General features: G+C 48.4%; 26 protein-coding genes. 7 read left to right on the top strand and 19 right to left on the bottom strand.

The window, feature by feature from the left end:
• Positions 1 to 66: 66 nt before the first annotated feature.
• The 3 genes from ACXAD6_RS04485 to ACXAD6_RS04475 all read right to left on the bottom strand — a co-directional run bounded on the left by ACXAD6_RS04485 (position 67) and on the right by ACXAD6_RS04475 (position 3549).
• A complete protein-coding gene (locus ACXAD6_RS04485; protein WP_474967818.1) occupies positions 67 to 1605 on the bottom strand; it encodes a fatty acid--CoA ligase family protein in 1539 nt (512 codons plus the stop codon).
• A gap of 145 nt (positions 1606 to 1750) precedes the next feature.
• Entirely contained in the window at positions 1751 to 2752 is a 1002-nt protein-coding gene (locus tag ACXAD6_RS04480) for a lipoate--protein ligase (RefSeq protein WP_474970362.1), read from the bottom strand.
• Between the two features lie 65 nt (positions 2753 to 2817).
• Positions 2818 to 3549, bottom strand: coding sequence for an MBL fold metallo-hydrolase (locus ACXAD6_RS04475; protein WP_474967817.1), 732 nt, complete (start codon positions 3547 to 3549; stop codon positions 2818 to 2820).
• Between the two features lie 124 nt (positions 3550 to 3673).
• On the opposite strand from ACXAD6_RS04475, the gene yhfH reads away from it, so the two are divergent.
• Positions 3674 to 3802: a protein YhfH gene (yhfH, locus tag ACXAD6_RS04470; RefSeq protein ID WP_084163219.1), complete on the top strand. Its 129-nt coding sequence runs from the start codon at positions 3674 to 3676 to the stop codon at positions 3800 to 3802.
• A gap of 104 nt (positions 3803 to 3906) precedes the next feature.
• Here the strand turns inward: yhfH and ACXAD6_RS04465 are convergent, their stop codons facing one another.
• The 5 genes from ACXAD6_RS04465 to ACXAD6_RS04445 all read right to left on the bottom strand — a co-directional run bounded on the left by ACXAD6_RS04465 (position 3907) and on the right by ACXAD6_RS04445 (position 10778).
• Positions 3907 to 4920, bottom strand: a complete 1014-nt coding sequence (locus tag ACXAD6_RS04465) for a LacI family DNA-binding transcriptional regulator (protein WP_474967816.1) — start codon at positions 4918 to 4920, stop codon at positions 3907 to 3909.
• Positions 4921 to 5079: 159 nt separating this feature from the next.
• The gene (hemY, locus tag ACXAD6_RS04460) at positions 5080 to 6486 is read right to left on the bottom strand and encodes a protoporphyrinogen oxidase (protein ID WP_474967815.1); all 1407 of its coding nucleotides are present in this window, start codon (positions 6484 to 6486) and stop codon (positions 5080 to 5082) included.
• 4 nt (positions 6487 to 6490) lie between these two features.
• Positions 6491 to 7423 (bottom strand): ferrochelatase, encoded by a 933-nt coding sequence (gene hemH, locus ACXAD6_RS04455; RefSeq protein WP_474967814.1) that lies wholly within the window; start codon positions 7421 to 7423, stop codon positions 6491 to 6493.
• 13 nt (positions 7424 to 7436) lie between these two features.
• Positions 7437 to 8474, bottom strand: coding sequence for a uroporphyrinogen decarboxylase (hemE, locus tag ACXAD6_RS04450; RefSeq protein ID WP_474967813.1), 1038 nt, complete (start codon positions 8472 to 8474; stop codon positions 7437 to 7439).
• Between the two features lie 105 nt (positions 8475 to 8579).
• On the bottom strand, positions 8580 to 10778 hold the full coding sequence (locus tag ACXAD6_RS04445) for a transglycosylase domain-containing protein (protein ID WP_474967812.1): 2199 nt from the start codon (positions 10776 to 10778) through the stop codon (positions 8580 to 8582).
• Positions 10779 to 10831: 53 nt separating this feature from the next.
• Here ACXAD6_RS04445 and ACXAD6_RS04440 point away from each other — a divergent pair, with 53 nt between their 5' ends.
• Positions 10832 to 11338, top strand: coding sequence for an antibiotic biosynthesis monooxygenase family protein (locus ACXAD6_RS04440; protein ID WP_474967811.1), 507 nt, complete (start codon positions 10832 to 10834; stop codon positions 11336 to 11338).
• A gap of 36 nt (positions 11339 to 11374) precedes the next feature.
• Here the strand turns inward: ACXAD6_RS04440 and ACXAD6_RS04435 are convergent, their stop codons facing one another.
• The 5 genes from ACXAD6_RS04435 to liaF all read right to left on the bottom strand — a co-directional run bounded on the left by ACXAD6_RS04435 (position 11375) and on the right by liaF (position 14810).
• Positions 11375 to 11860 carry a thioredoxin family protein gene (locus tag ACXAD6_RS04435; protein WP_474967810.1) on the bottom strand — a complete coding sequence of 162 codons (486 nt, stop codon included), beginning with the start codon at positions 11858 to 11860 and terminating at the stop codon, positions 11375 to 11377.
• On the bottom strand, positions 11857 to 12282 hold the full coding sequence (locus ACXAD6_RS04430; RefSeq protein ID WP_474967809.1) for a disulfide oxidoreductase: 426 nt from the start codon (positions 12280 to 12282) through the stop codon (positions 11857 to 11859). Before ACXAD6_RS04430 ends, ACXAD6_RS04435 begins: the two co-directional genes overlap by 4 nt.
• Before the next feature lie 87 nt (positions 12283 to 12369).
• On the bottom strand, positions 12370 to 12996 hold the full coding sequence (locus tag ACXAD6_RS04425) for a response regulator (protein WP_474967808.1): 627 nt from the start codon (positions 12994 to 12996) through the stop codon (positions 12370 to 12372).
• Positions 12993 to 14057: a sensor histidine kinase gene (locus ACXAD6_RS04420; RefSeq protein WP_474967807.1), complete on the bottom strand. Its 1065-nt coding sequence runs from the start codon at positions 14055 to 14057 to the stop codon at positions 12993 to 12995. Before ACXAD6_RS04420 ends, ACXAD6_RS04425 begins: the two co-directional genes overlap by 4 nt.
• Positions 14058 to 14069: 12 nt before the next feature.
• A complete protein-coding gene (liaF, locus tag ACXAD6_RS04415) occupies positions 14070 to 14810 on the bottom strand; it encodes a cell wall-active antibiotics response protein LiaF (RefSeq protein WP_474967806.1) in 741 nt (246 codons plus the stop codon).
• A 207-nt stretch (positions 14811 to 15017) separates the two neighbouring features.
• On the opposite strand from liaF, the gene ACXAD6_RS04410 reads away from it, so the two are divergent.
• Positions 15018 to 15455 (top strand): ferritin-like domain-containing protein, encoded by a 438-nt coding sequence (locus tag ACXAD6_RS04410; RefSeq protein WP_474967805.1) that lies wholly within the window; start codon positions 15018 to 15020, stop codon positions 15453 to 15455.
• 400 nt (positions 15456 to 15855) lie between these two features.
• Entirely contained in the window at positions 15856 to 17034 is a 1179-nt protein-coding gene (locus ACXAD6_RS04405; protein ID WP_474967804.1) for an amidohydrolase, read from the top strand.
• Here ACXAD6_RS04405 and ACXAD6_RS04400 read toward each other — a convergent pair.
• Genes ACXAD6_RS04400 through ACXAD6_RS04390 form a run of 3 tightly spaced genes read right to left on the bottom strand, consistent with a single transcriptional unit; the run spans position 17031 to position 19731 of the window.
• Entirely contained in the window at positions 17031 to 17732 is a 702-nt protein-coding gene (locus tag ACXAD6_RS04400; protein ID WP_474967803.1) for an EcsC family protein, read from the bottom strand. The genes ACXAD6_RS04405 and ACXAD6_RS04400 overlap by 4 nt on opposite strands.
• Before the next feature lie 48 nt (positions 17733 to 17780).
• Positions 17781 to 18995 (bottom strand): ABC transporter permease, encoded by a 1215-nt coding sequence (locus ACXAD6_RS04395; RefSeq protein WP_474967802.1) that lies wholly within the window; start codon positions 18993 to 18995, stop codon positions 17781 to 17783.
• Positions 18988 to 19731, bottom strand: coding sequence for an ABC transporter ATP-binding protein (locus ACXAD6_RS04390; protein WP_474967801.1), 744 nt, complete (start codon positions 19729 to 19731; stop codon positions 18988 to 18990). The genes ACXAD6_RS04395 and ACXAD6_RS04390 overlap by 8 nt, the downstream gene beginning before the upstream one ends.
• 140 nt (positions 19732 to 19871) lie before the next feature.
• Here ACXAD6_RS04390 and ACXAD6_RS04385 point away from each other — a divergent pair, with 140 nt between their 5' ends.
• From ACXAD6_RS04385 to ACXAD6_RS04375, 3 genes are all read left to right on the top strand, one after another.
• A complete protein-coding gene (locus ACXAD6_RS04385) occupies positions 19872 to 20300 on the top strand; it encodes an HIT family protein (RefSeq protein ID WP_474967800.1) in 429 nt (142 codons plus the stop codon).
• 128 nt (positions 20301 to 20428) lie between these two features.
• Positions 20429 to 20962: a tryptophan transporter gene (locus tag ACXAD6_RS04380; RefSeq protein ID WP_474967799.1), complete on the top strand. Its 534-nt coding sequence runs from the start codon at positions 20429 to 20431 to the stop codon at positions 20960 to 20962.
• A 148-nt stretch (positions 20963 to 21110) separates the two neighbouring features.
• Positions 21111 to 21518: a YtxH domain-containing protein gene (locus tag ACXAD6_RS04375; protein WP_474967798.1), complete on the top strand. Its 408-nt coding sequence runs from the start codon at positions 21111 to 21113 to the stop codon at positions 21516 to 21518.
• Between the two features lie 140 nt (positions 21519 to 21658).
• On the opposite strand, the gene ACXAD6_RS04370 is transcribed toward ACXAD6_RS04375, so the two are convergent.
• From ACXAD6_RS04370 to ACXAD6_RS04360, 3 genes are all read right to left on the bottom strand, one after another.
• On the bottom strand, positions 21659 to 22576 hold the full coding sequence (locus ACXAD6_RS04370) for a glycine betaine ABC transporter substrate-binding protein (RefSeq protein ID WP_474967797.1): 918 nt from the start codon (positions 22574 to 22576) through the stop codon (positions 21659 to 21661).
• A 61-nt stretch (positions 22577 to 22637) separates the two neighbouring features.
• A complete protein-coding gene (locus ACXAD6_RS04365; RefSeq protein ID WP_027956537.1) occupies positions 22638 to 23486 on the bottom strand; it encodes an ABC transporter permease in 849 nt (282 codons plus the stop codon).
• Positions 23470 to 24672, bottom strand: coding sequence for a quaternary amine ABC transporter ATP-binding protein (locus tag ACXAD6_RS04360; RefSeq protein WP_474967796.1), 1203 nt, complete (start codon positions 24670 to 24672; stop codon positions 23470 to 23472). The genes ACXAD6_RS04365 and ACXAD6_RS04360 overlap by 17 nt, the downstream gene beginning before the upstream one ends.
• Positions 24673 to 24809 lie beyond the last annotated feature (137 nt).

The raw sequence follows: 24809 nt of genomic DNA, 5'->3' as shown, positions 1-24809 counted from the left end.
TTCTTATAAATGATTGTTAAATTAAAGAAGCCGCTCCGGCTGAATGAAACCGGAACGGCTTAATGATTAAGAGCTGGTGAGCTGCTTGCGTAAGTTCTTTCTTAATATTTTCCCTGTTGTGTTCTTTGGAAGTTCGTGTAGAAACTCAATTCGGGACGGCCATTTATACTTGGCGAGCCGCTCACGGCAGAAAGCGAGCAGTTCGGCTTCCCGGAGAGACGGATTCCTGGAAACAACAAAACTGATGACCGTTTCCCCAAGCTCCGGGTGCGGCGCACCGACGACCGCCACTTCTGTAATGTCCTCGTGGCTGTATAAAACCTCTTCCACTTCTCTTGGATAGACATTATAGCCCCCGACAAGAATCATATCCTTTTTCCGGTCCACAATGTAGAAATACCCTTCTTCATCTACACGGGCCATATCGCCGGTATAAAGCCAGCCATCTCTGATTGTTACAGCAGTTTCCTCCGGCATTTTGTAATAGCCTTTCATCACGTTCGGACCTTTGACGATCAACTCTCCGACTTCGCCGACAGGAACATCTTCTCCTAGTTCATCCACGACGCGGTTTTCTACATTTTTTATATTTCTCCCTATTGATCCAGCTTTTCTCGGACGGTCCAGCGGGTTGAAGGCAGTGACCGGCGAAGCCTCCGACAATCCATACCCTTCTGAGATCCGTACGTGAAACTGCTGTTCAAAAGATTCCAGCAGGGATACAGGCAGCGATGAGCCGCCGGAGATGGACAGACGCATGTGCCGGAAGGTCTGCACCTGATCGCTGCCTGTCTGCTGCAGATAATTATACATCGTCGGCACTCCGGCAAACACGGTAGCTTTATGTTCATCTGCCACAGCAAATACTTCCTGAGGGGAAAACTTCGGAATGACGAGGATGGTGCCTCCATTCATAAGCGGTGCATTCAAACAGACGGTCAGGCAGAAAACATGGAACATCGGCAGTGTGGCAATGACCCGGTCATCGGAAGAAAACTCCAGGTAGTCCGCCACATCTGTGGCGTTGGAATATAAATTCCGGTGGGTCAGCATCGCACCTTTCGGCTTCCCGGTCGTTCCTGAGGTATAAAGGATGACTCCCGTGTCTTCATCCTCAAGGGGCGGTCCCTCAAAAGCCGGGCTGCCTTCCTCCACCGCTTTTGTAAACGATTTCATTTTTGGAGACAAGGAAGATGCGGACAAATCCATACCGCTGTTCGTATCGGCAGCAAAATAATGCTCCACATCGCTTTGGTGATCCAAATGTTCAAAAATCTCCAAAAGGACATCCATTGTGATGACAGCTTTGACATCCCCATTCTTTAAAATGTATCCAATCTCTGATGCGGTGTAGGTCGGGTTGATTGGGATAACAGTCGTCCCCGCACGGAGGGCTCCGTACAAGCCGATCATAAACAGAGGACTGTTCCCACTTACCAAAGCCACATGGTCTCCTTTCCCATAGCCAAGCCTGGACAACGTTGAAGCGAATTTCGTTACGGACGCATCGAACTCTTTGTAGCTGACCGAATGACCTTGAAAAATATAGGCATCCTTGTCAGGGTTTTCTTGAGCCGTCAGCATCAGCTGTCCGCTTAAATTCATGCATGCTCCCCCTTATTATGAATGAATAATCATTCACCATTTGTATTTTCTAATTAATTATAAAATACTGAAAACTTTTTATCAACTTATGTCTAAACGTGAAATAGGAAAAACCCGGCCCCCTCCAACAGAGACCGGGAATTTTTTAATAAAGGATGTTCAAAAAGTCTTCTTTTGAAATTTTCCCAAGGTAATAGGAAATATCCACCTCATCCAAAGCTTCAGAGATGGCCTGGCGTTCATACCTGCATCCGATCAATGTATCCTCGACTACATGGATATCACCGACACCGAAGAAATCTCCAAACACTTTTGCATTCTGGATGGTACCTTTAGACACATCAAGACGGACATCGTAACTCCCTGCTCCTTCAATCCGCTTGGTGTGCTGGATGTTGAACTTCGGAGAACGGCCGTAGTTCCAGTCCCAGTTTTTATAGCGCTCATCGGCAAGTTTATGGATGTTGTCCCAGTCTTCGGCAGTCAGCTTATACTGTGGTACATCCTTCACATCCTCCACATCAAAAATATAGCGGAGAATCAGGTGTTTGAATTCCTCCATGGAAATCGGCTCTTCGAGAAATTCAGAGATGTTCGCAACGCGGCTGCGGATCGATTTGATTCCTTTGGATTTGATCTTTTCTGTTTTCACATTCAGCGCAGATACGACGTTTTCGATTTCAGAATCCAGCATTAACGTTCCATGACTGAACATCCGCCCTCGTGTAGAAAACTGGGCATTCCCTGAAATTTTCCGGCCATCCTCTGCGGTAATGTCATTTCTTCCGGACAACTCCGCATTTACACCGAGCTTTTTCAAGGCTTCTGTCACCGGCTTCGTAAATTTAGCGAAATCATGGAAGCTGTCTCCGTCATCCTTCGTGATGAAGCTGAAATTCAAGTTTCCGAGATCATGATAAACGGCTCCCCCACCGGACAGGCGGCGTACAACATGAATGCCGTTATCTTCCACATAATTGGTGTTGATTTCCTCCACCGTGTTTTGGTTCTTCCCAATTATGATGGACGGTTCATTGATATAGAACAGTAAGTAGGTTTCATTAATATCGAGATTTTTTAAGGCGTACTCCTCGATCGCCAGATTAATCCTGGGATCATTAATGCCTTCGTGGTCTATAAAAAGCATGGCTTTCATCCTTTCCAGTCCTTATTCCATGTACCATTGTAATCGTTTAGAAAAGGAGAAACAATCTATTTACTCCAGGATAAACCTTCCTCTGCGATCTGAATGGTTCCTTGAAAAACGTTCCGGGCTTCCTGACGCAGGCGGGTATGATCCCCGAAATGTGGAAGATGACTGAGCCAGAGCGTATCCACCCCGGCATCCCGGGCGATGGTGGCAGCTTCTGTACTGGTCATATGCCCCGGACCGGTCCCATCCATTCCATGATAGAAGTTCGTATCTGTAATCAACAGGTCCGCCCCTTCTGCAAAATCCCCCCACGGTTCGAAATAACTCGTGTCCGCTGTATAAACAATCGTGTTGTCCCCATCACTGATCCGCATACCATAACAAGGAACAGGGTGGGAGGTTTTTTGAAAGTCAATCGTGAATGGTCCGAGTTTCAGCGTTTCTCCAGGATCATAGCCGACGCCTTCTGTATACTGATGGCTCAGCCGCTCAAACTGTTGTTTGTCTTCTTTGTGCCCATATAGATAAAGCTTCTGATTCGTTTCATGCAGAGTGTTCTGAACGAGCATCGCGTATTGCAGCGGTCCGATATCCGCTATATGGTCATGATGGTAATGAGACAAAAGGACAGCATCAAGATCCATCACTTTTTTGTACTGCTGCAGTCGCGACAAAACACCACTTCCGCAATCGACAAGCATCGTAAATCCACCCTTCTCCAACAAGTATCCGGAGGTCGCACTTCCTGACGCCGGATAGGCTCCCCAGTATCCGATAATCGTCACTTTCACATCATCCACTCCCTTTTTAAAAAAATTCCGCCTAAATATGCTTTGTTTTATAACAGATGGTTGATTTCTGAATATTGTTATAATACAATGGTTTTACATTAAAAATACTTGGAGGCGATTTACCATGATGAATGTTCTTGAGTTTTTCCGTAACCTGCCGAAAAAGCACTGTGCTCAATGTGGAAATGTCATTCAGGAAAAAGCCGACTGTTATGGTAATGTTTGCGACGACTGCGACCACCCTGCCCGTTAATTCCAGTATTCCACAAAAATCCATAGAGTGAACCTATCATTTGAAGCAGCTGGCATCAGCTGCTTTTTTTATGGATGCCATAAAAAAAAGCCATTCGTAGAAAACTACTGAATGGCTGCTTCTCTGCGTTTCGTTGAATTTCTTAATAGAAGCTGATGGGGATAGACATACCGCTTCGGTGCAATGGCTCCCGGATGAAGCAGCTGCTGTATGAGTACTTCCACCGTTTTATCCGCCATTTGTATGACCGGCTGCTGGATGGTTGTGACAGAAGGCACCATCAGGAGCGACACCATCTGATTATCAAACCCTACCACGGCGAGGTCCTCCGGCACCTTCCAGTCTGAGGAAGAAGCTTCATAGATTAAACCGGCTGCTACTTCATCCGATCCAGTAAATACCCCGTCAATATAAGGGAATTCGCTGCGAATCAAATGAAAGACCTTCTGTCCGTCACTGACATCAATCGCCCAGTCGATATTAAGCTCGTCGAGGAAAGGTCGCCCATATTCCTCCAACGCCTCAAGGAATCCCTGCTTCCGCATAGCTCCCAGATGACTTTCCGGCCCTCCGCTGGCGTACGCAATATGTTTACACCCCTGCTCCAGCAAATGAACAGCAGCTTCGTAGGCGGCTGTTTTATGATCCATATGAATCATTGGAATCGAAGCATCCTCCATGTATTCATTGCAGAACACAATCGGACCGGACTCCAGATAAGGCTCGACATCCTTCCAATCATTGATGAGGGAAGCCATAATCACACCATCCACCTGCTTCGTTTTCAGCAGCTGAAGATAGTCGATTTCTTTTTTTCTGGAATGGTGGGTCTGGCAGACGATCACCTGGTATCCCCATTCGGATGCTTTCTGCTCCATCGCTTCAATTAAGTTTCCGAAGAATGGATTGGTAACCCGGGGCAGCAGGACTGCTATGGTTTCTGTTTTCTGGCTGCGCAGGCGGCGCGCAGATGAATTGGGGACATACCCGAGGTCCTTCATGGCCTGGACTATTCGCTGCCGCTTTTCTTCAGTCACGTATGGCTGATCATTAATGACGCGGGACACCGTCGTCCTTGATAATCCAGCCAATTTCGCTACATCTTCAATCGTAGCCATATTCATTTCCCCCTTGATGCTATTTGAAAACGTTTCCAATTATTATCATACTAAGCCTTGTCGTTTCATGCAAGCCCTTTCATAAGGTTGCAGGCTTCTATAAGGAAGGCTGCATATAAAAAAAGCCCCCCGTTGATCCGGGGAGCTCTTCTCGTGCCATTATACAAAAAGATGTGTGAGAACCTTCTCTACGGCCGCTTCTCCCTGGTCAATACAGTCAGGAAGACCGATGCCGCGGTAGGAGCCGCCAGCCAGATAAATGCCGGGCAGCTCTTTTTCCATAGCTGCTGTAATATGCTGCAGCTTTTCCTTATGCCCCACCTTATACTGAGGCATTGCATCATGCCAGCGCGTCACAACAGAAAAATCCGGTTTTTCCGTAATGTTCATCGTTTTATTCAAATCCTTCAAAACGATGTCCTGGATTTCTTCATCCGTCTTTTCGACGATTTCCTGATCCGACGGCTTACCGACATAACACCGGAGAAGCACTTTTCCCTCTGGTGTCGAGTGCGGCCATTTTTTATGTGTCCACGTGCAGGCGGTGATGCGGAAATCGCTGTTTCTCGACACGACAAAGCCTGTGCCGTCAATATCCTTCTTAATGGCTGACGCATCAAAAGCCATGGCGACGTTGGCCACCGATGTGGCATTGGTGTTCTTAAACGGCTCAAGAAAATCAAAGTGGGACAGCATGCGCTGAACCGCGAAATGGGGAACAGCCATAATGACAGCATCCGCTTCCTTCACTGTTCCATTACTGAGCAGCAGTTGATAGCCATCGTCCTGTTTCTCGATATGATTCACTTGGACTCCCGTTTGTACCGTTCCTGGATGCAGCTGCTCTTCGACCGCATCCACCAGGGAGCTGAGCCCGTGTTTCAGGGTACGGAACATGCTCGGTTTCTTTTCGCCTTTTTTACGCTTTGGGATGTTAGTGGTCCGACGCAGTCCTTTAATCAGGCTGCCATACTCCTGCTCCATCTCATAAAACTGCGGGAAGGTCGCCTTCAGGCTCAGCTGATCGATGTCGCCGGCATAAATGCCGGACAAAAGCGGCTCAATCAGGTTTTCGACCACTTGATTCCCCAGCCGGCGCCGGAAGAAAAGTCCAAGCGACTGATCTCCCTCCACCGTCTTTTTGGACTTCACAAGATCCATCGACGCTCTGATTTTTCCTGCAGGTGTGAACAATCCGGAAAAAAGAAATGGACGGATCCGCGTAGGAATCCCCATATAGGATCCCGCCGGCATCTTGTGAAGCCGCCCATTCACTAAGATGTAGGATTGACCTGTCCCATTGGGTACAAGCTCCTCCCCCAGTCCGACTTCACGGGCCAGGCGCCCGGCGCTTTCCTTTCGTTCCAGAAAAGAATCAGGACCGCGTTCAATCGTGAACCCGTCCTTTTTCACGGTTTCAATTTTACCGCCCAGACGATGGCCGGCTTCTAATAATGATACATCGAGAGGGATGTCTTTTTCGTCTGCTTTTTTCTGAAGGTAATAGGCGGATGTTAATCCTGTGATCCCCCCGCCTATAACTACGACTTGTTTTCGTTCCCCCATCGTCTTACTGCTCTTTCGCTTTATCCAGCACGACATCAGCTAGAGTGTCGATAAACTGCGGATGCGTATTCGGCATTTCAGGACGGTAATAGCCTGCTCCGATTTCATCACAGACAACCTTACACTCGTAATCGTTGTCGTAAAGAACTTCCAAGTGATCGGAAACGAAACCGACCGGCGCATACACGAAAGTGGTGTATCCTTTTTCATGATAAAGATCACGGGTAAGGTCCTGCACGTCCGGACCGATCCATGGATCCGGTGTATTCCCTTCACTCTGCCAGCCGATTTCATAATTGGTGATGCCGGCGGCTTCTGCAATCAAATCCGCCGTTTTCTTCAGCTGATCCGGATATGGATCGCCGCCTTCCAAAATCTTCATCGGCAGACTGTGCGCCGATACGATCAGGCAGCTGTTTTCTTTTTCTGCTTCATCCATTTTGCTGTATTCCGCTTCCAAAGCCTGCTTCCAGTAATCGATAAAGCCCGGGGCGTCGTACCAGCTTTCCACAGAACGGATAGTGATGCCGTGTTTGTCTGCTTCCTCTTTCGCACGTCCGTTGTAAGATTTTACGCTGTACGTGGAATAGTGGGGAGCAAGAACAATGGAAACCGCTTCGTCAATGCCATCTTCGGCCATCTGAGCCACCGCATCTTCCACGAACGGCTCAATATGTTTTAAGCCAAGATACATATGGAATTCAACATCCTCCTGTTTTTCATTCAACGCGTTCTGTACGGCTTCGGCCTGATCATCCGTAATGCGGGCCAGAGGCGATATGCCTCCAATGGCATCATAACGGTCACGCAGATCCTGAAGAAGCTCATCCGACGGCTTTCTTCCCCGGCGGATGTGTGTGTAATAACGCTCCAAATCTTCTTCCTTATAAGGAGTTCCATAAGCCATTACTAATAGTCCCATTTTCTTCTGTGCCATGCAGCTTCACCTCTTAGTTCTTTTTTGAGTACGTATGGATTAAATTGGTCAAACGCTTCAATGTTTCCGGTTTGATATCCGGTGTGACACCATGTCCAAGATTAAAGATGTGGGACGGATGATTTCTGCCCTCATCAATGATCCGCTTGGCCCGCTCTTCAATAACGTCCCAGTCGGATAAGAGAATCGTCGGATCCAGGTTCCCCTGCAGCGGTTTCGTCACCCCTGCGTTTCTAGCTTCTGTAATCGACATTCTCCAGTCCAGACCAATGACATCGACAGGAAGATCATCCCATTCGTGGATCAAATGACCTGCTCCGACGCCGAAAGTAATCAACGGGACATTTTCTTCCTTCAATTCAGAGAAGATCCGCTGCATCACCGGCTTGATAAATGTCCGGTAGTCTTCGACGTTCAGGGAACCTACCCACGAATCGAAAATCTGGATGGCTTCGGCTCCGGCTGCCACCTGCGCTTTTACATACGCAATGACCATATCAGCAAGCTTATCCATGAGAGCAAACCATGTCATCGGCTCACTGTACATCAGTGATTTTGTTTTGCTGTAGTTCTTGGAAGGACCGCCTTCAATCATATAGCTTGCCAGTGTGAACGGCGCTCCACTGAAGCCGATCAATGGTACTGTCAGCTGCTCTTTCGTAAGCAGACGGATGGTATCCAGAACATAAGGAACATCCGCCTCCGGATCAATGGTTCCAAGCTTCAAGATGTCGTCTTTCGAGCGGACTGGATTATGGATGACGGGACCGACCCCTTTTTTGATCTCGACATCCACACCAATCGCCGGAAGAGGGGACATGATATCCTTATAAAGAATGGCAGCGTCCACGCCGTACTGCTCGACAGGCAGACGTGTGACGTAGGCACACAGTTCCGGTTCATGAGTGATCTCAAACAATGAGTATTTCTCTTTTAGTTTGCGGTATTCAGGCTGTGACCGTCCGGCCTGGCGCATAAACCATACGGGTGTATGATCGGTTTCTTCACCGCGGAAAGCTCTCAATATTGTGTCATTCTCAATTTTCTTCATGAATAAGACTCCTTTTTAACGTTCATCAACGACCCGTTTTCAACTATAACATTTATCGGAAAACCATGTCGCTGTATAAGTGGTTTGTCACGATTTTGTACGATTTTAAAAGTCCCAGTTCAGGCGGACAGAGTTGGACGGCTGTCCTTCTTTACCTGTAAGCGGGTCGGCGGGGACAATGTAGTAGCGGGTCTCATCAAAAACACTGAACGCACTGATGCGGAACTCCCCTTTGCCGGTCACTTCCCCGACTTTAACATCCTCTCCCTCTTCTTCCCTGAAAATACGGTAAATAATCCGTTCATCCTCCGGTATGCTCCACGTAATCGTCCCGCGCAGCGTAGCCAGTCCGCCCAGGTTGAGGTTAGCCTCCGCATCTGTAATCACCGGCAGGGAGACAGGATCAGGAAGACTTTCCACTCCTTCCGGCTGTTCAAACGCTGTCGCAAGCTCCTGCTGCTGGTCCACTTTCGTTAAAATGCGTTTCATCATGCGGGCCGGATAGGCACTGCTGCCTTCCAGACGGCTGCCTTTTTCATTGGAGTCATACCCCATCCAGACGGCTCCGGCATATTCCGGGGTATAGCCGGCAAACCAGACATCTGTATCCTGCTGCGTACCGGTTTTCCCAGCCAGGGCTTTCGGATAGTCGCCGGAACTTGCGGTACCATCCTCCACGACTGTCTGCAGAATTTCCGTCAAATACCAGGAGGTTTGAGCGTCAAACACCTGCACTTCTTCCGGCGTATGCTCATGGATAACCTTTCCCTCCCGGTCTGCCATCTGCTTAATGGTATAACTGTCTTTCTTCACTCCTGACTGGGCAACGGCCCCGTATGCCTCTGCCATCTGCAGGGGTGTATAGCCTTCAGAAAGCCCGCCTAAAGCAATCGCAAGCCCATCGTCCTTTGTAGAAAGACCCAGTTTATCTAAATACGTTTTCGCATAAGGGATGCCGATTTGATCGAGCAGCCATACCGCTGACACGTTCTTCGATTCTACAAGAGCTTCGTAGAGCGACACCTGACCTTCGTACTCATCGTTGTAGTTTCTTGGATTAAACTCACCAAAGGCCTGCCGTTCATCCGACAGCAGGGAATACGGGTCATATTCATCCATCATGAGGGCCGGGCCGTAGACCGCGAACGGTTTGATCGTTGAAGCCGGCGGCTGTTTTGAAAGAACCCGATTGAAGTCCCCGTGCACATAATCCCGTCCGCCAACAGCGGCAGCAACGGCTCCCGTCCGGTGATCGGTAATCGTCAGCGCCCCTTCCACAGGACCTGCTGTCCCGGGAATATATTCCCCGTTTTTCATTTCTTCGGCAGCTATTTTCTGAATGACCGGATCCATCTCCACGATGATCTGATAACCGCCGCGCTTCAGTTCGTCCCGTGAGATATGATACTTCTCAGCCGCTTCCTGAATAACGAGGTCGACGTAACTATTGGACCACGTCTCCTCCTCCGTATCTTCTTCTCTTTCCACAGCCAATGTCGTTCCCTGCATCTGTTTCAGTACAGCGGCATCTATGCTTCCTACATCATACATCCGTGCCAGCACAACGTTCCTGCGTTCTTCAGCTGCTTCAGGGTTTTCAAAAGGAGAGTAGGTATTCGGTGCTTTCGGCAGCCCTGCCAAAAGCGCTCCTTGAGCGATGCTGAGATCTGAGACTGAGGTTTGGAAATAGTGCTGGGAAGCGGCTTCAATGCCGTACGTTCCCTCCCCGAAATAAATCCGGTTCAAATAAAGTTCCAAAATTTCGTCCTTCGTGAAGTTCCGCTCCAAATAAAGGGCGGCCATCACTTCCTTCGTCTTACGCATCCACGTCTTTTCATTGGTCAAAAACACATTTTTCGCCAGCTGCTGCGTGATGGTACTGGCTCCCTCCACCTTTTTCATGGCGATGATATCCTTATATACCGCACGTAGAATACCTTTAAAGTCTACACCGGAGTGCTCACGGAAACGGCTGTCCTCCACGGCAGTAAAGGCTTCCTGCACATGATCAGGAACCTGGTCGATACTGACGACCTGCCGATTCTTCGTATAGATACGCTCAATCACTTCACCATCGGCCGTTTCCACTGTCGTCATTTCATCAAGGATTAAATCCTTCTCATTGACGACGAAACGCCCGCCGAAATAGATCGTCATAAAGCCTGCAAATAAGAAAAAGACAAGCACGCCAAGACCGAGAAGCGGCCACTTCCATTTCTTCACCCAGGAAGGAAGCTTGTCCCATTGTTTTTTTAATTTCACTGCAATTCGACCCTTTCTGTCTGTCACCTTCCAGCTTGCCACCCTTCAACCCCTATTGATACACTGAACATACCGAAGGAAAGGAGACATCGCCTATGAAAGTTTCAATGACAAGTGGTACACTGGATTACTTAGCTAAACTGCGGGAGCAGCACCCTGACGCCTCCATCTTCTACATGCAGGATCAGGATAAAACCCTCGCTTATTATGAAGGAGACGGTCCTTCGATTTTCTCTGAGGGCCGGGATTATGAGACGGTCGACCGTGTCGGGGACGTCCAGTCGGAAGGGTATGTGGTTATGAACAACATCCCTGTCAGTGAAGAGGGACGTCCGGTGTTTGAGGATCGTTTCAAGCAGAGAGCGGGAAGCGTAGAAAACCAGGAAGGCTTCCAGGCCATCCGTATCCTCCGCCCGCTGAAAGGAAATACGTATGTTGTCTTCACCCAGTGGCGGAACCAGCAGGACTTCGAAGACTGGAAGAATTCCAAATCCTTTGATGATGCCCACAAAAAGTCCGGACCGAAACACGCGAAGAAACCTTCCTTTATAGACGGAGACGCCTATATTACACAATACCGTATGATCCAGCTTGAAGACTAGCATAGCAAAAGTGAGCGGCACATGCCGCTCACTTTTTTATTCTTCCTCTGCCCCATTGAGTACTTCATTCCGGAAAAATTCCTCGAACACCGTTTCCGGCTGCTCTCCGACAAGTCTCGCCTGCTCTTCGCCATTTTCATAATGGACGAGTGTCGGCGTTGATTCAATGCTGTACGCTGTCCACACATCAAACTCTAATAAGTTCATTTTTTTCATGTCGATATCCAGATCCTCTACCATCGGCACAAGCACAGGAGTTGTCCGTTGACAATGCGGGCAGGTCGGACTGTAAAAATACACGGTAACCGGATCTCCCGATTCGATTTCCTCCTCCAGCTCATCCGGCAGAATCTGATTCTGGTAATTCGGATCGTCCAGCTGGTTGATGGTAGCCTGATCCAGCTCATCCTTGCCATAAGGATTATCGGCTGTCTTCTGATCATTCTGGTAATTGACGACAAAGATAAGGACAACAACGAGAACAGCCAGCACACTGGCGAAAATAATCATGCCTTTTTTCATGAACGATGACTTCCTTCCTTTTTCACTACAAGCACGTGAATGATAAAAATGATGATAAATGCGGTTCCCGCTAAAAACGGAATGGTGATGAAACCGAATAGATTGATGTACTGGCCACTGCACGGCACAAGACCGCACGAATCCCCGGCGGATAAGACCGGGATTTTCTGGAGGCTGTAGTGCCAGGCAGATACACACACACCGATACCGCTCATAAACAACCCCGGCAGCGCAACCGCCATATTCTTTTTCACAAGGGCTGTGCCATAGATGAGCACGAGCGGGTACATGAGAATACGCTGATACCAGCACAACTCACACGGCGGAAAGCCGAGCACTTCTGAAAAAAACAAGCTTCCGGCCATGGCAGTCAGAGATACAGCCCAGATGACAAACAGCCGGCTTTCATGATCCTTCTTCATACAAGTCTTCCTTTCTCTCTCCTACCTGTCATTATACTCGTGTATTTATTGAAAACAAAGGATTTATCCATTTATAAAACACTCCCCTTACGCCTGCACAAGCCCATTACGATGGGCATAAACAGCCGCTTGTGTCCGATCCTGCACCTCAAGCTTGCTCAGCACATGACTGACGTGGGTTTTCACCGTTTTTATGCCGATGTAAAGAACATCACTGATTTCCTGGTTGGTCATCCCTTCTCCGATACACTTAAGAACTTCAAGCTCCCGATTCGTTAAATCCTCATGCAGGGATTTATCTTTCCGAAACCGGGTCATCATTTTCGTGGCGACTTTTGGTTCAATGACGTTTTCTCCCGCAAAAGCCTTCCGGATCGCGTCTGCGATTTCATCAGCCGACGAGGTTTTCAACATGTAGCTGAAGGCCCCGGCTTCAAGGGCGGGAAAGACCTTTTCATCATCGTAATAGCTTGTCAGAATGATAATCCGGCACGCTTCGGTTTTCATAATTTCTTCCGTAGCTTCAATACCGGTTCCGTCCTCCATAATCAAGTCCATGAGGACAACATCCGGCTTCTGCTGCTGCACGACGGCCACTCCTGCTCTGCCGCTGGATGCCTCCCCTACAATATCAAGGTCCTCTTCCGTACTTAAATAAGCAATGACGCCTTTACGTACAACATCATGATCATCAACGACTACCACACGGATCATCCTGTTTCCCCCTCCATTGTAAAACGGACAGGAACACGCAGATCGATATGCGTCCCCTCTCCTTTGCTCGAACGCAGAGAAAAAATGCCGCCGATTTCCTCACAACGCTCCTGCATCGTTTTCAAACCATAGGAAGCTTTGTTTCCCTTTTTTTCTTCTACACGAAAGCCTGCTCCATTGTCGGAGATATGTAAAAAAACTTCTTCTTCATCGCTCGTACAGATGACTTTCACTTCATCCGCCCCTGCGTGCCGCAGAACGTTGGATAAGGCTTCCTGAACAATACGGAAAAGCTGATCCTCCATCGTTTTCGTTAGACCTTCCACATCCTCCATATCCACTTGAAAATCAATCCGGCACTTCTGCTTCAATTCTTCGATTAAAGCACCCACGCCTTCGGTCAAAGATTCCCCGGATAAATGCACCGGCCGGAGATGAAGCAGCAGCGCTCTCATTTCCGTCTGAGCCTGAAGCGCCATCTGAGTCATCTCCCCCACCTGCTCTCTCGCACGGACAGGATCACGCTCAAAGATCTTCTCAGCCGCCTGTGCCATCATCGTCAGGGCAAACAACTGCTGACTGACGGCATCATGGAGATCCCGGGCCAGACGCTGTCTCTCTTCAATCGCTGCCGCTTTATGGGCGGAACGGGCGAGCTCCCCTTTTTCGTCAGCCAGCTTTAAAAGGGCGTCCTTCTGCTGCTGCAGCTTTTGACCGAGGGTATTCAATTCATCCCCGAGCCCGGCAATTTCATCATCCTCCTGAAAGTAAATCCTGGACGACAGCTTCCCTCTCGCCAGCTGTGTAATCATTGTTGAAATATAGTCGAGACGCTGTTTCATATCCCCGCTCGAACGAAACCCGGCATACAGCGCCGTCAAAAAACCGATGAAGACATATACCACGATAAACAGCAGAACCGCTCCCGCTTCCAGCCACGCTGGATCGAACCAAACGTCAACGGACAGCAGGACAGCCAGCAGGATCAATGTATTTAGAAAAAGGCCGTAAAGATGAGAGCGGATGAACATATAACGTACACTGTTTAGTTTTTTCAGCACCGCTTTCCCCCCTTACACCTGAACCACTTTAATGGAACCGGCCGTTAATTCAATCTGGATGGTCAGTTTCCGGCGGGCTTCTTGGTAATCCCGTGTTTCATATTGAATGAAGCGGTTGATTCCGTCCGCCTTCTGGCCGGCCACCTTGATATCTCCGGCTTTCACTTTTGCGTCCACCCGAAAAGGCACCTGCTTTGGTACAAACATGCGCACATCACCGGCCCAGCCGGCCACACGGATCGGAATATCCTCATCTGGAATAAAAGCTTTGGTAAAATCGAACTTGTAATCACTAACCGCGCTCCAGACGTTCATCGGCTCTACCTTCCAGTTTTCTTCTGTAAAAGATAGATCCCCGACCGCCATCGTCCTGGATGCAGGCAGCGGTTTATCAAAATAGCGGGCATCGCTGCCTCCGCTTCTTCCCTTCATGATCCCAAACCCGATATACACGAACAGCAGCGGCCAGAGCTGCCAGATATCCCAGAAGCGGAAAGTCATCACTCCGAAACGGTCCAGAATCAACAGGGCCGCAAAAACGGACAAAAATGACCCGGTCACCCAGCTTCCCGCTTTTTTAAAAAGAGCACCGCTCCACATTCTCAACCCAAACAGCAGAATGATAAACGGATAAATCATACCCCAGGATAGATTCATTTCCAGGGAAATGATGTTCATATTCGTTAACAAAAGAATGACTCCGGCCCCAATCAAAAGGAAGGCCGCAATCCCTCTCCCAACAGTTGTACTCATCCTATCACCCTTCTCTTACGTAAATAATTCGACAAAAACAGTATAAAAACCTTTCCTGTGCCTGTTTTCATTTTATCTGTTTCATGGAGAGGTGAAACCCCGCTGCAGAGGGGCACCCCTTCCGACTTGAGACGGAATTTCACGTTTAAATGGATAGCGGGAGGGAAAAGTAATGGGTGAGACTGAAATAAGAAAGGATGTTGTTGCATGGATGAAAAAATGAAAGCCCTCATTGATGGCTTGAATGAAGACCTCGCGCATGAGTATGCCGCTTCCATTATGTACACTTATAATGCGGCGGTCGTAACAGGACTTTACCGTTCCGTTTTGAAGCCGTTCTTCGAAGAGGAAGTCGCCGATGAACAAGGGCATGCCTTATATTTAGCTGAAAAAATCAGTACACTTGGAGGCACACCGACAACAACACCGGCAGAAGTGAAACAGCTGAGAGAAGTTCGTCCAATGCTCGAGGAAGCACGTGAAGCGGAGAGACAGACGATCCAGCGCTACGAAGAAAGAAAACAGCAGGCGGAGGAACTGAGCCTGACCGAGCTTTCCGTCAAGCTTGATGATATGATTTCAGATGAAACCCACCACATGGAAGAGATCAGCCGCCTTCTTCAGGATTCCCGGCTGCAGGATTAATCTTCTATCCACGGCACAAACCCGTACGATGAACAACCATCGTACGGGTTTTTTATGATTGCCGGACAACAGTCCCTCTTCACTGCAGTCTTTCTCTTTTAAGAAGGCACTGTTATTGCTTGGTGTTGTTATTTAACATGTGAGCTCCTATCATCCCTTTTTGTCATGGGATTTGTAGGAGGCGGCCTTGGGAATGACTCCCTTTCCCTGCCATCCCATGCTCTGAGTAAATAGCGGACCGGACCCCTAATTCCAGACGGAAACGATTTAGTAATCGTTTAAAATATCAACAAAAGACTTTAACAGAGCTTTTAAGAAAAGCATGCGTCCGGGATAAATTTGAGAATATTCAGAAGCTGTATTACAATTTGTACAACCACAACATAAAGGAGAATGCGACATGAGGGAGAATGTTTTTCAAGCCATCGACCGTCAATACGACAAGATGGTGGAAACACGCCGGTATCTTCACCAATATCCGGAGGTTTCTTTCCACGAGGAGAAAACGGCGCAATTTATAGCAGATACATATGAAAGACTGGGCATTCCTTATGAAAGCCACGTCGGCGGCAACGGTGTCGTCGCCACGCTTAAAGGCGGAAAACCCGGCCGAACGGTTGCCCTTCGTGCAGATTTTGATGCCCTGCCGATCCAGGAGGAGAATGATGTTTCCTACCGCTCCAAGCATGACGGGGCGATGCATGCCTGTGGACATGACGGCCATACGGCAGCTTTGCTAGGCCTGGCCGAAGCTCTCGCCCCTTATCAAAGCGAACTTCCGGGAACCGTGCTGTTCCTTCATCAGCATGCGGAGGAATATGCTCCCGGAGGTGCCAAGCCAATGGTCGAGGCGGGAGCCATCGAAGAAGCGGATGCCGTCTTCGGAACGCACTTATGGGTAAATGCACCGACCGGAGTCATCCAGACGTCTAAAGGGCCGTTTATGGCTGGAGCGGACCGTTTTGAAATTACGATCAAAGGAAAAGGTGGACACGGCGCTCAGCCGCACCAGACGAAAGATGCCATTGTCATCGCTTCCCAGCTCGTGACTACGCTGCAGCAGGTGGTCAGCCGCCGGATTGACCCTCTGAAAACGGCGGTCGTTACGGTCGGAACTTTGGAAGCGGGCGGCACCTTTAACGTGATTGCTGATTCAGCTAAGCTGACGGGGACAGTCCGGACGTTTGATGCTGATGTTCAGGATCTGATTATCGGCGAAATGGAAAAAATCATAAAAGGTACGTGCCAGGGATATGACGCCGACTATGATTTTCTTTATGAAAAGGGCTACCCACCGGTCATCAACCATATCGATGAGGCTGAACTCATCCTGGAGAACGCTTCTAAGGCGGATGCTTCCCTCGTTACCGAAGAAGCGGAGCCCGTGATGGCCGGAGAGGACTTCGCCTATTACTTATTGGAGAAACCGGGTGCGTACTACTTTACGGGAGCTCAAATCCCTGATCATTACTACCCGCATCATCATCCGAAATTCGACTTTGATGAGTCTGCCCTGCCTCACGCTGCAAAGACGCTGTTTCAGGCTTATATGAGCTATCAGGAAAAACACCAGTCCTAAAGAAAACGTAGACGAAAGGACTGTACAGCTGTTTCACCAAGCTGCTCCAATAAACGTCCATTGGCCACAAAGCCGACGACGGCACCGATGCCGGGGACGATTTGGAGCAGCTTTACTATATCAAGCGTATCTCTGTACTCCATCTGAAGCGTTTTCCAATCCACATTCTTCTCCTCAAGCGGAACGTCCTTCCAATTCATCACTTTTTCCTTCGTCTGTTTCCTCACGTCATCGCTGGAATAAGCCAGCATAAAGACGTGCAGTAAATAGACTCTGTCCTCATACGAATGGATGTTCATTCCACACACCTGGGCCGCATCGAATAAAAACTTCATCTTGATACTTAACAGCAGAGGAAAGTCGGCAAGGCCCAGCCATATGCCGCCGAACCCCGTCCCGGCTCCTTCCAGTGAAGCGGTTCTTTTGTACTGCTTCAGCAGTTCCTTAATCTTCACCTCCCGCTCTTCCCACGTCCAGTGGTCTTCGACAGTCACAGGCCTGACGTATTCAGAGGTGGTTAAAGCGGCTTCCATCATGGAACGGACACTTTCCGTTATCACCTGGTGGATGCGGTCGGGAATCGTACTGTTGATCCGCTGCTGAAACGGCTTCGAGGTCCGCTGCAGAAGAGCAGACCGTTTATCGAGCGACCGGCTCCAGCGTACGGCTTCTTTCTTCACCTTTTGTTCGTAGTTCAATGAAGACCCTCCTTTTAAAAAGAAGGCTGCTCCATGCAGCCTTCCTTGTTAGTTTAATCGTTGTTTGACATACGTTTGTACAAACGCATAACTGAACAAAGCACCGAGCACCCAGACACCAATCATCCCCGCCCATTGGAATTGAAGAGCAAGCAGGATTCCGAAGACAGCCGTCTGGAAAAGCATGATCGTTTTCAGCCATTGCAGGACGGCCTTCTGTTTCCACTGTTGATGAACGGGATAGAGATCGAGCCAGATAATGGTCCTGTGGTGATTCCAGAGGGTCATCATCTGAAACCCGCTCAAATAGAGAAACAGCAGAGCAAATGCCCCTTTCACCCAGACGTTCGGGACAAACCAAACCGCCAGCCCGCCAATAAGAATCAGCCGGAGGTACATGCCTAAATAATCACTGCTCCGGACGAATGTAATCCGGAACAAATAAGTAAAGGAGTGGTCCTGACGGAAGGGGATCCTCTGCACGAGCAGCCGGACAAGCCCGTGCCTTTTCTTCACGGTGTTTTTCAAATGCGGCACATCCGTGAACATATTGGCGATCCGGTAAAAGGCACGCATCCGCTGCTGGTCCTTTTCTACGAGCAGGTCCCAGGCGAGTCCGGCTTTTTGACTCGCCAATGTATACGTGTACAGGACGAGGGCGGCAAGAAGAACGGTTACGACACCGGCAAACACCCAATCTCCGCGGGCAAGAAAGAAAAAGATGAAGCCGTTCAGGAACGCCTTGGCCACCTGATCCACCCGGCGGATCCGGCCATTCCTTTCCTTGAGCATCCACCAGTTGGAAAGCATGTTCCACACCTTCACAACAAGGACGACACCGATCATCATGAAATAATAACGGCCACCCAGAGATGGATAAGACGCCAAATATAACGGGCCGAGCGCAGCCGACACAAGAAAGATTAAATAAAGCTGGACGATGTAACTATAGTAGAGACACCGCTTGAAGTAATCATTCAGCTGATACTCAGCCGGAAGGAGAAAGACAAGGTCCGGCTCTTTCAGCAGTGTCCGCACCGGACTGTAGCCGGCGAGAAAACCAAAAGCGACAGCGATGACGAAAGCGGTAGGGAAGTTCTCCGGAAGATTCTGAAGCCACTGCTGATAATAATAAGCCGAAGCTGAAATGAAAAACAGCATGGCCACTGCAATATGCCCGTTGAACATGTATTTCAAGTAGCGGCTCGTTTCCTTGATGTGTCCGGAAAAACGCGCAGACCAGAACTCCTTCGCCTTAATCATGCTGCTCTTCCTTTGTAAGCTCGACATATATATCGTCCAGGGAAGCATGGGGGCGGCCGAAGGATTGTCGGAGCTCCGCCAGTGTCCCCTGCGCACGGATCTCTCCGTCGTGGAGAATGACAAAACGGTCACAGTACTTCTCAGCTGTCGCCAGAATATGGGTGGACATAAGAATGCCCGCCCCGTTCTCCTTCATATCCACCATCATCTGCAGGTAGGACTGGATCCCAAGCGGATCAAGACCGACAAAAGGTTCATCCACGATATAAAGTTCCGGTTCTATGAGGAAGGCGCACATGATCATCACCTTCTGACGCATCCCCTTAGAGAAATGGACAGGGAACCATTTCAGTTTTTTCTCCAGACGGAATTCCTTCAATAGTGGATCAAGACGCTTCTTAAAAACATCTTCAGGGATGTTGTAAGCCATAGCCGTCAGATGAAGATGCTCATAAAGGGTAAGCTCATCATAGAGGATTGGCATTTCAGGAATATATCCCAGCTGCTGCCGGTACTTCTCGGGATCCTCATCAAAGCGGGTTCCGTTAATAGACACCGTCCCCTTCTTCGCCTGCATCAATCCGATAATATGCTTGATCGTCGTACTTTTCCCCGCTCCGTTCAATCCGATCAATCCGACGATTTCTTTCGGTTTCACATCAAGACTGATGCCGTGCAGGACGTTTTTATGCGTATAGCCTCCGTGGAGGTTTTCAATATGTAATAAAGACTGCATGCTATCCCTCTTTTCATTGGTCCATTTGAGTGAATTTTATCATATTTTCCATCTGCACACACGCCGCCCGCGCTTTCTACTAATGGGCGTCTACCGCTTCTTATGGTACAATACATTCAATAATGAAAGGAGTGTCAAACATGGCAGACTCGTGTATCTTTTGTAAGATTATTGACGGAGACATCCCTTCCGCTAAAGTGTATGAAGATGAAAAAGTGTATGCTTTCCTCGATATCAGTCAGGTGACGAAGGGGCACACGCTCGTCATCCCCAAGGCGCACTGCAAGGATATTTACAACACCCATCCTGACACAGCAGCCGCTCTTTTCTCGAGAATTCCTAAAATCGCCAATGCCATTAAGGAAACGTATGAACCGGTCGGCTTGAATGTGCTGAACAACAACGAAGAACCAGCAGGACAGTCTGTTTTCCATCTACATATTCATCTGATTCCAAGGTATGGGGATAATGATGGTTTCGGAGCAAAATGGGAAGTCCATTCCGATGAGTACTCCCCGGAGCAGCTTCAGGCGGTTGCCGGTGAGATCAGCAGCCGGATTCCTCATTAACACTATGTATCATTTTTGATTTTCGGAGCTGATTTTTGTATAATACAGGTATGCGTTCGCAGGCGGTCAGAAGGACACGTCTGGAATGTCATTTAGAAGAGATTAGAATAGTTGAGGAGAGATGTTAAATGAATATTCGAGTATTAGTTATGTTGTCCCTGCTTGTTGGTATTGGTGCTGTGCTTCACGCGGTGGCTCCACCGTTTTTCTTCGGGATGCGTCCGGACATGATGCTGGCCATGATGTTCCTGGGCATACTGATGTTCCCGAAAGCCCCTTATGTACTGCTTTTGTCCTTAGCTACCGGTTTTATCGCTGCTTTGACAACGACAGTGCCCGGCGGCCAGCTTGCCAACTTGATTGACAAACCATTGACAGCTTTCGCTTTCTTTGGACTTGTACTGCTGACGAAAAAAATCTCTAACCATAAACTGACGCAGCCGATTCTTGCCGGCATTGGAACAATGATCAGCGGATCCATTTTCCTTGGCGTTGTCCTATATATCATCGGCCTGATGGAAGCGAGTTTCGGCGTCATGTTCGCCACAGTCGTTCTCCCGGCTGCGGTCTTCAACATCTTGTTCGTCGCCGTTGTGTACCCTGTTGCCATGAAGATCCTCAAGCGGTCTTCCATGGGAGGTCCGGTCCGGCAGGCTTCGTAACCTTGTCAGTCAACAAAGGCACTACTTTTCTGTAGTGCCTTTGTTATACTTAAAACGACAGACGCTTTTTTATCATTTTAAGGTTTTATTCTTACATATTAAGAGAAAATAGAACCATGGAGATGGATCTGAAAGGAGATGGACGGATATGCCAAATGGAAAATCGTTAGCTCTGGGCATTTTAGTAGGAGGTGCCGTCGGGGCCGCATGCACACTTTTTAATGCCCCATCATCCGGAAGGGATTTCCGTGAAAATGCCAGACTGAAAAGCGAAAACCTGAAGAATACCGTGCTGAGCCTGAAAGAGGATGGCATGCAGCTCAGAGACCAGATTACTCAGACGTCCAAAGAAGGTGCTGAATTAATTAAAGAGCTTTCCGAGGATGTGAAATCCTCCATTGAAAGCTGGAAACGCACCGTCGAACCCCACCAGAAAAACATCCAGAAATATTTGGAGCAGATTGAAGAGAGTCTGAAGGAGCTGGAGGAAAAAGCGAAGGCCGATCAAAACACCGACCCTTCCCAGCCAAGTCATGAGACCATTAACCATCAATAGCCGAAAAGCCCCCGTTGATCCAAACGGGGGCTTTTGTACGCTTTAAAGTTAATAAACAGGGTGTATACCCTGCTAAAAACCCGTGCAGGGATCAACATGTCTCGATTCCTGCACGGGTTTTCAATGATGCGTTTCAGCTGTTATTCCGCCGCTTTCAGATCCTCAATAGAATCAACATCCATATAGGCTGGAACGACAAGGCCGATTTTAGCCCCTTCCAAGTTGGCACCAAGGTCCACAATGCTGTCCTCGTGTTTTTCATACTGACTTCCGTGAGTGACCGGCAGCCACGCTGCGACCATTCCGGAAGCTTCTCCAGAGGCTACAGACTCCCACATCGGTCCGTTATCCAGAGACGTCAACGTTACGTCAAATCCTTGCTGCTTCAGCACTTCTCCAATGACATGCGTAGAGGCAATTTCAGAATCCCACATCACATAAACCAGCTTCACTTCGGTTCCATCGACTTCTTCCGTCCCTTTTGTCCACTCCGCTACAAGATCTTCATTTTCTTTGATCCATTTTTGTGCGGCTTCTTCTTCACTGCTGCCTTCATTGATATCCAGCATGACCGATTCCATGTCTTCGGTTGTCCAGTTGAACTGGTCCAAGATTTGATAAGCGTTCGGCTTGTCTTCTTCCAAGCCTTCGCGAACCATCGTCTTAATCTGCTCTTCTTCACCGAAGACACCCTTAGGATCTTCTAAGTATTCAAGGTCATATTTGGAAAACTTCCAGTGCGGTGTCCAGCCAGTGACAACAATCGGCTCTTCGTCCTCATAAGCTTCTCCAAGTGCTGCTGCCATGGCCCCTGAGGAGGATGTAGACACTTCCCATCCTTCAAGGTTGTCATACTCTTCCACAGCTGTCTGTGCTTTACTGACAACACCGGCACCCGCTTCGACTCCGGTAATCTCATAATCCATTTCTTCCCCATAACTGACCTCTTCTGATGAAGAATCACTTCCGGACGCTTCTTCTTCTGATGAGCCACATCCTGCAGCAATCAATGTCAGTGACACCCCTGCTGCCATACCTAAACGCTTCCAGTTCCACATGTAAATCTCTCCCCTTTAAAAAAATGTGTGTATTAGAAAAAGACGATGGTCTTTTTTCTCCTTACTGCTCGCCACGCTGTGTATTCAGGTTTTGAGTAAAACGGTCGATAATAATCGCCAATATGACAATTCCAAGGCCTGCGACAAACCCTGTTCCTACTTCGGCCCGCTGCAATCCGGTAATAACCGTCTGCCCAAGACCTTTGGCTCCGATCATTGAAGCGATAACCACCATGGAGAGGGCAAGCATGACCGTCTGGTTGATTCCAGCCATAATCGTTTTCTTTGCCATCGGCAGCTGTACTTTGAACAGCTTCTGAACGCCGGTTGTACCAAAGGAGTCAGAGGCTTCAATCAGTTCGTGAGACACCTGTCTGATTCCCAGGTTTGTGAAACGGACGGTCGGCGGTGTCGCAAATATAACGGATGCAAATACACCCGGGACCATCCCGATACTGAAGAACGCTACGGCCGGTATTAAATATACGAAAGCCGGCATCGTCTGCATAAAGTCCAGAACAGGAGTGAAAATCTTTTCCACGGTCCGGTTTTTCGACATCCAGATTCCCAGCGGAATACCTGCAATAACACAGATCAAACTGGCAAACACCACAAGAGTGAAGGTATTCATTAACTCTTCCCACAGCTCCTGGTTATGGATAAACCAAAGACCAATCACAGAAAAAGCCGTCAAACCGAATTTCTTACCGGAAACAAAGAAGGCCAGCACTCCGACGATGGCGATAAACAGCCAGACAGGAATGCCCATCAGCCAGTCTTCGGCTACAATCTCGATAAAGTCACCAAAATCATTTTTTATAAAATCAAATAAAAATCCGAACGTTTCTGTCGTTAACTCTGTGGCATCCGACACCCACTGGGCTACTGGAATTTTAGGAATCGATTCCATGTAGATTCACCTCATTTCCTGCAAGTGCGGCGATAACAGCACCGCGTACGATAATTCCCTTCAGCTTCCCTTCGTCTATGACGGCAACTGGAACAGGAGCATCATGGATGATGTCGAAAATCTCCTGCATCGGCGTGGAACCCTGAATCTGCGGCACATCTGTACGCAGAATCCCTTTCAAGTCCTTCACGTCCTGCCTGGCTGCCTCTGAAACATCATCCGCTGTGACATAGCCATGGAGGTTCCGCCGGCTGTCGGTGACGTAAATCGTAGAAAGGCCTTCTTTACGCATTCTTTCCAGAGCGGTTCTCGGTCCGTGCTTCTCCACATCCACGGTCTCCGGCCGTTTCATAATATTTTCAGCGGTCAACACTTTCGAACGGTCCACATCCTCTACGAATTTCTCGACATATTCGTTGGCAGGATTCACGAGGATTTCTTCCGGTGTGCCGATTTGAACAATCCGTCCATCCTTCATCAATGCGATACGGTCGCCGATCCTTAAAGCTTCATCGAGATCGTGCGTAATGAATAAGATCGTCTTCTTCATCGTTTCCTGCAGATCGAGAAGCTCATCCTGCATTTCCTTACGAATCAATGGATCCAAAGCAGAAAAAGCTTCATCCATTAAAAGAACTTCAGGATCATTGGCAAGAGCGCGGGCGAGTCCGACTCTCTGCTGCATTCCCCCGGAAAGCTGACCCGGGAACTGGTGTATGTATCCGCCAAGACCAACGAGTTCAAGAGATTCCTCGGCTTTTTTCTTTCTTTCCGATTTATCAATGCCTTGGACTTCAAGGCCGAACTCTGTATTTTCAAGTACGGTCCGATGTGGGAATAACCCAAATTTCTGGAAGACCATGCTTAGCTTCTGACGTCTGACCTCTCGAAGGGAACGGCTGTCCATCTTCGCTAAATCCTCTCCATCAATGAGCACACTGCCTTCCGTCGGCTCGATGAGACGGTTGATCAAACGCACGAGTGTGGATTTCCCACTCCCCGACAATCCCATAATGACAAAAATTTCTCCTTCTTCAACGTCAAAGGAGGCTCTGTTGACACCTACCGTATTTCCGGTTTTTTCTAGAATTTCTTCTTTTGTTTGTCCTTCATCTAAGTATTTCGTCGCCTTTTTAGCGTTTTTACCAAAAATCTTTGATAAATTCTCTACTTGTATGACCGGCACGTTTTCACCTCATTTTCTAAAAATCTTCAAACTGTGACTTTGAACTCATTACCTTATACACTGTAACCCATTTGCAAATAAAAGTTCAAACGTACTTTACTTTAAAATAAGTACAAAAATTACGTACAGTTCAAACT

This window comes from Halobacillus sp. ABH2_015, from assembly GCF_056158945.1.
This window is presented reverse-complemented; position numbering and strand designations above follow the sequence as displayed.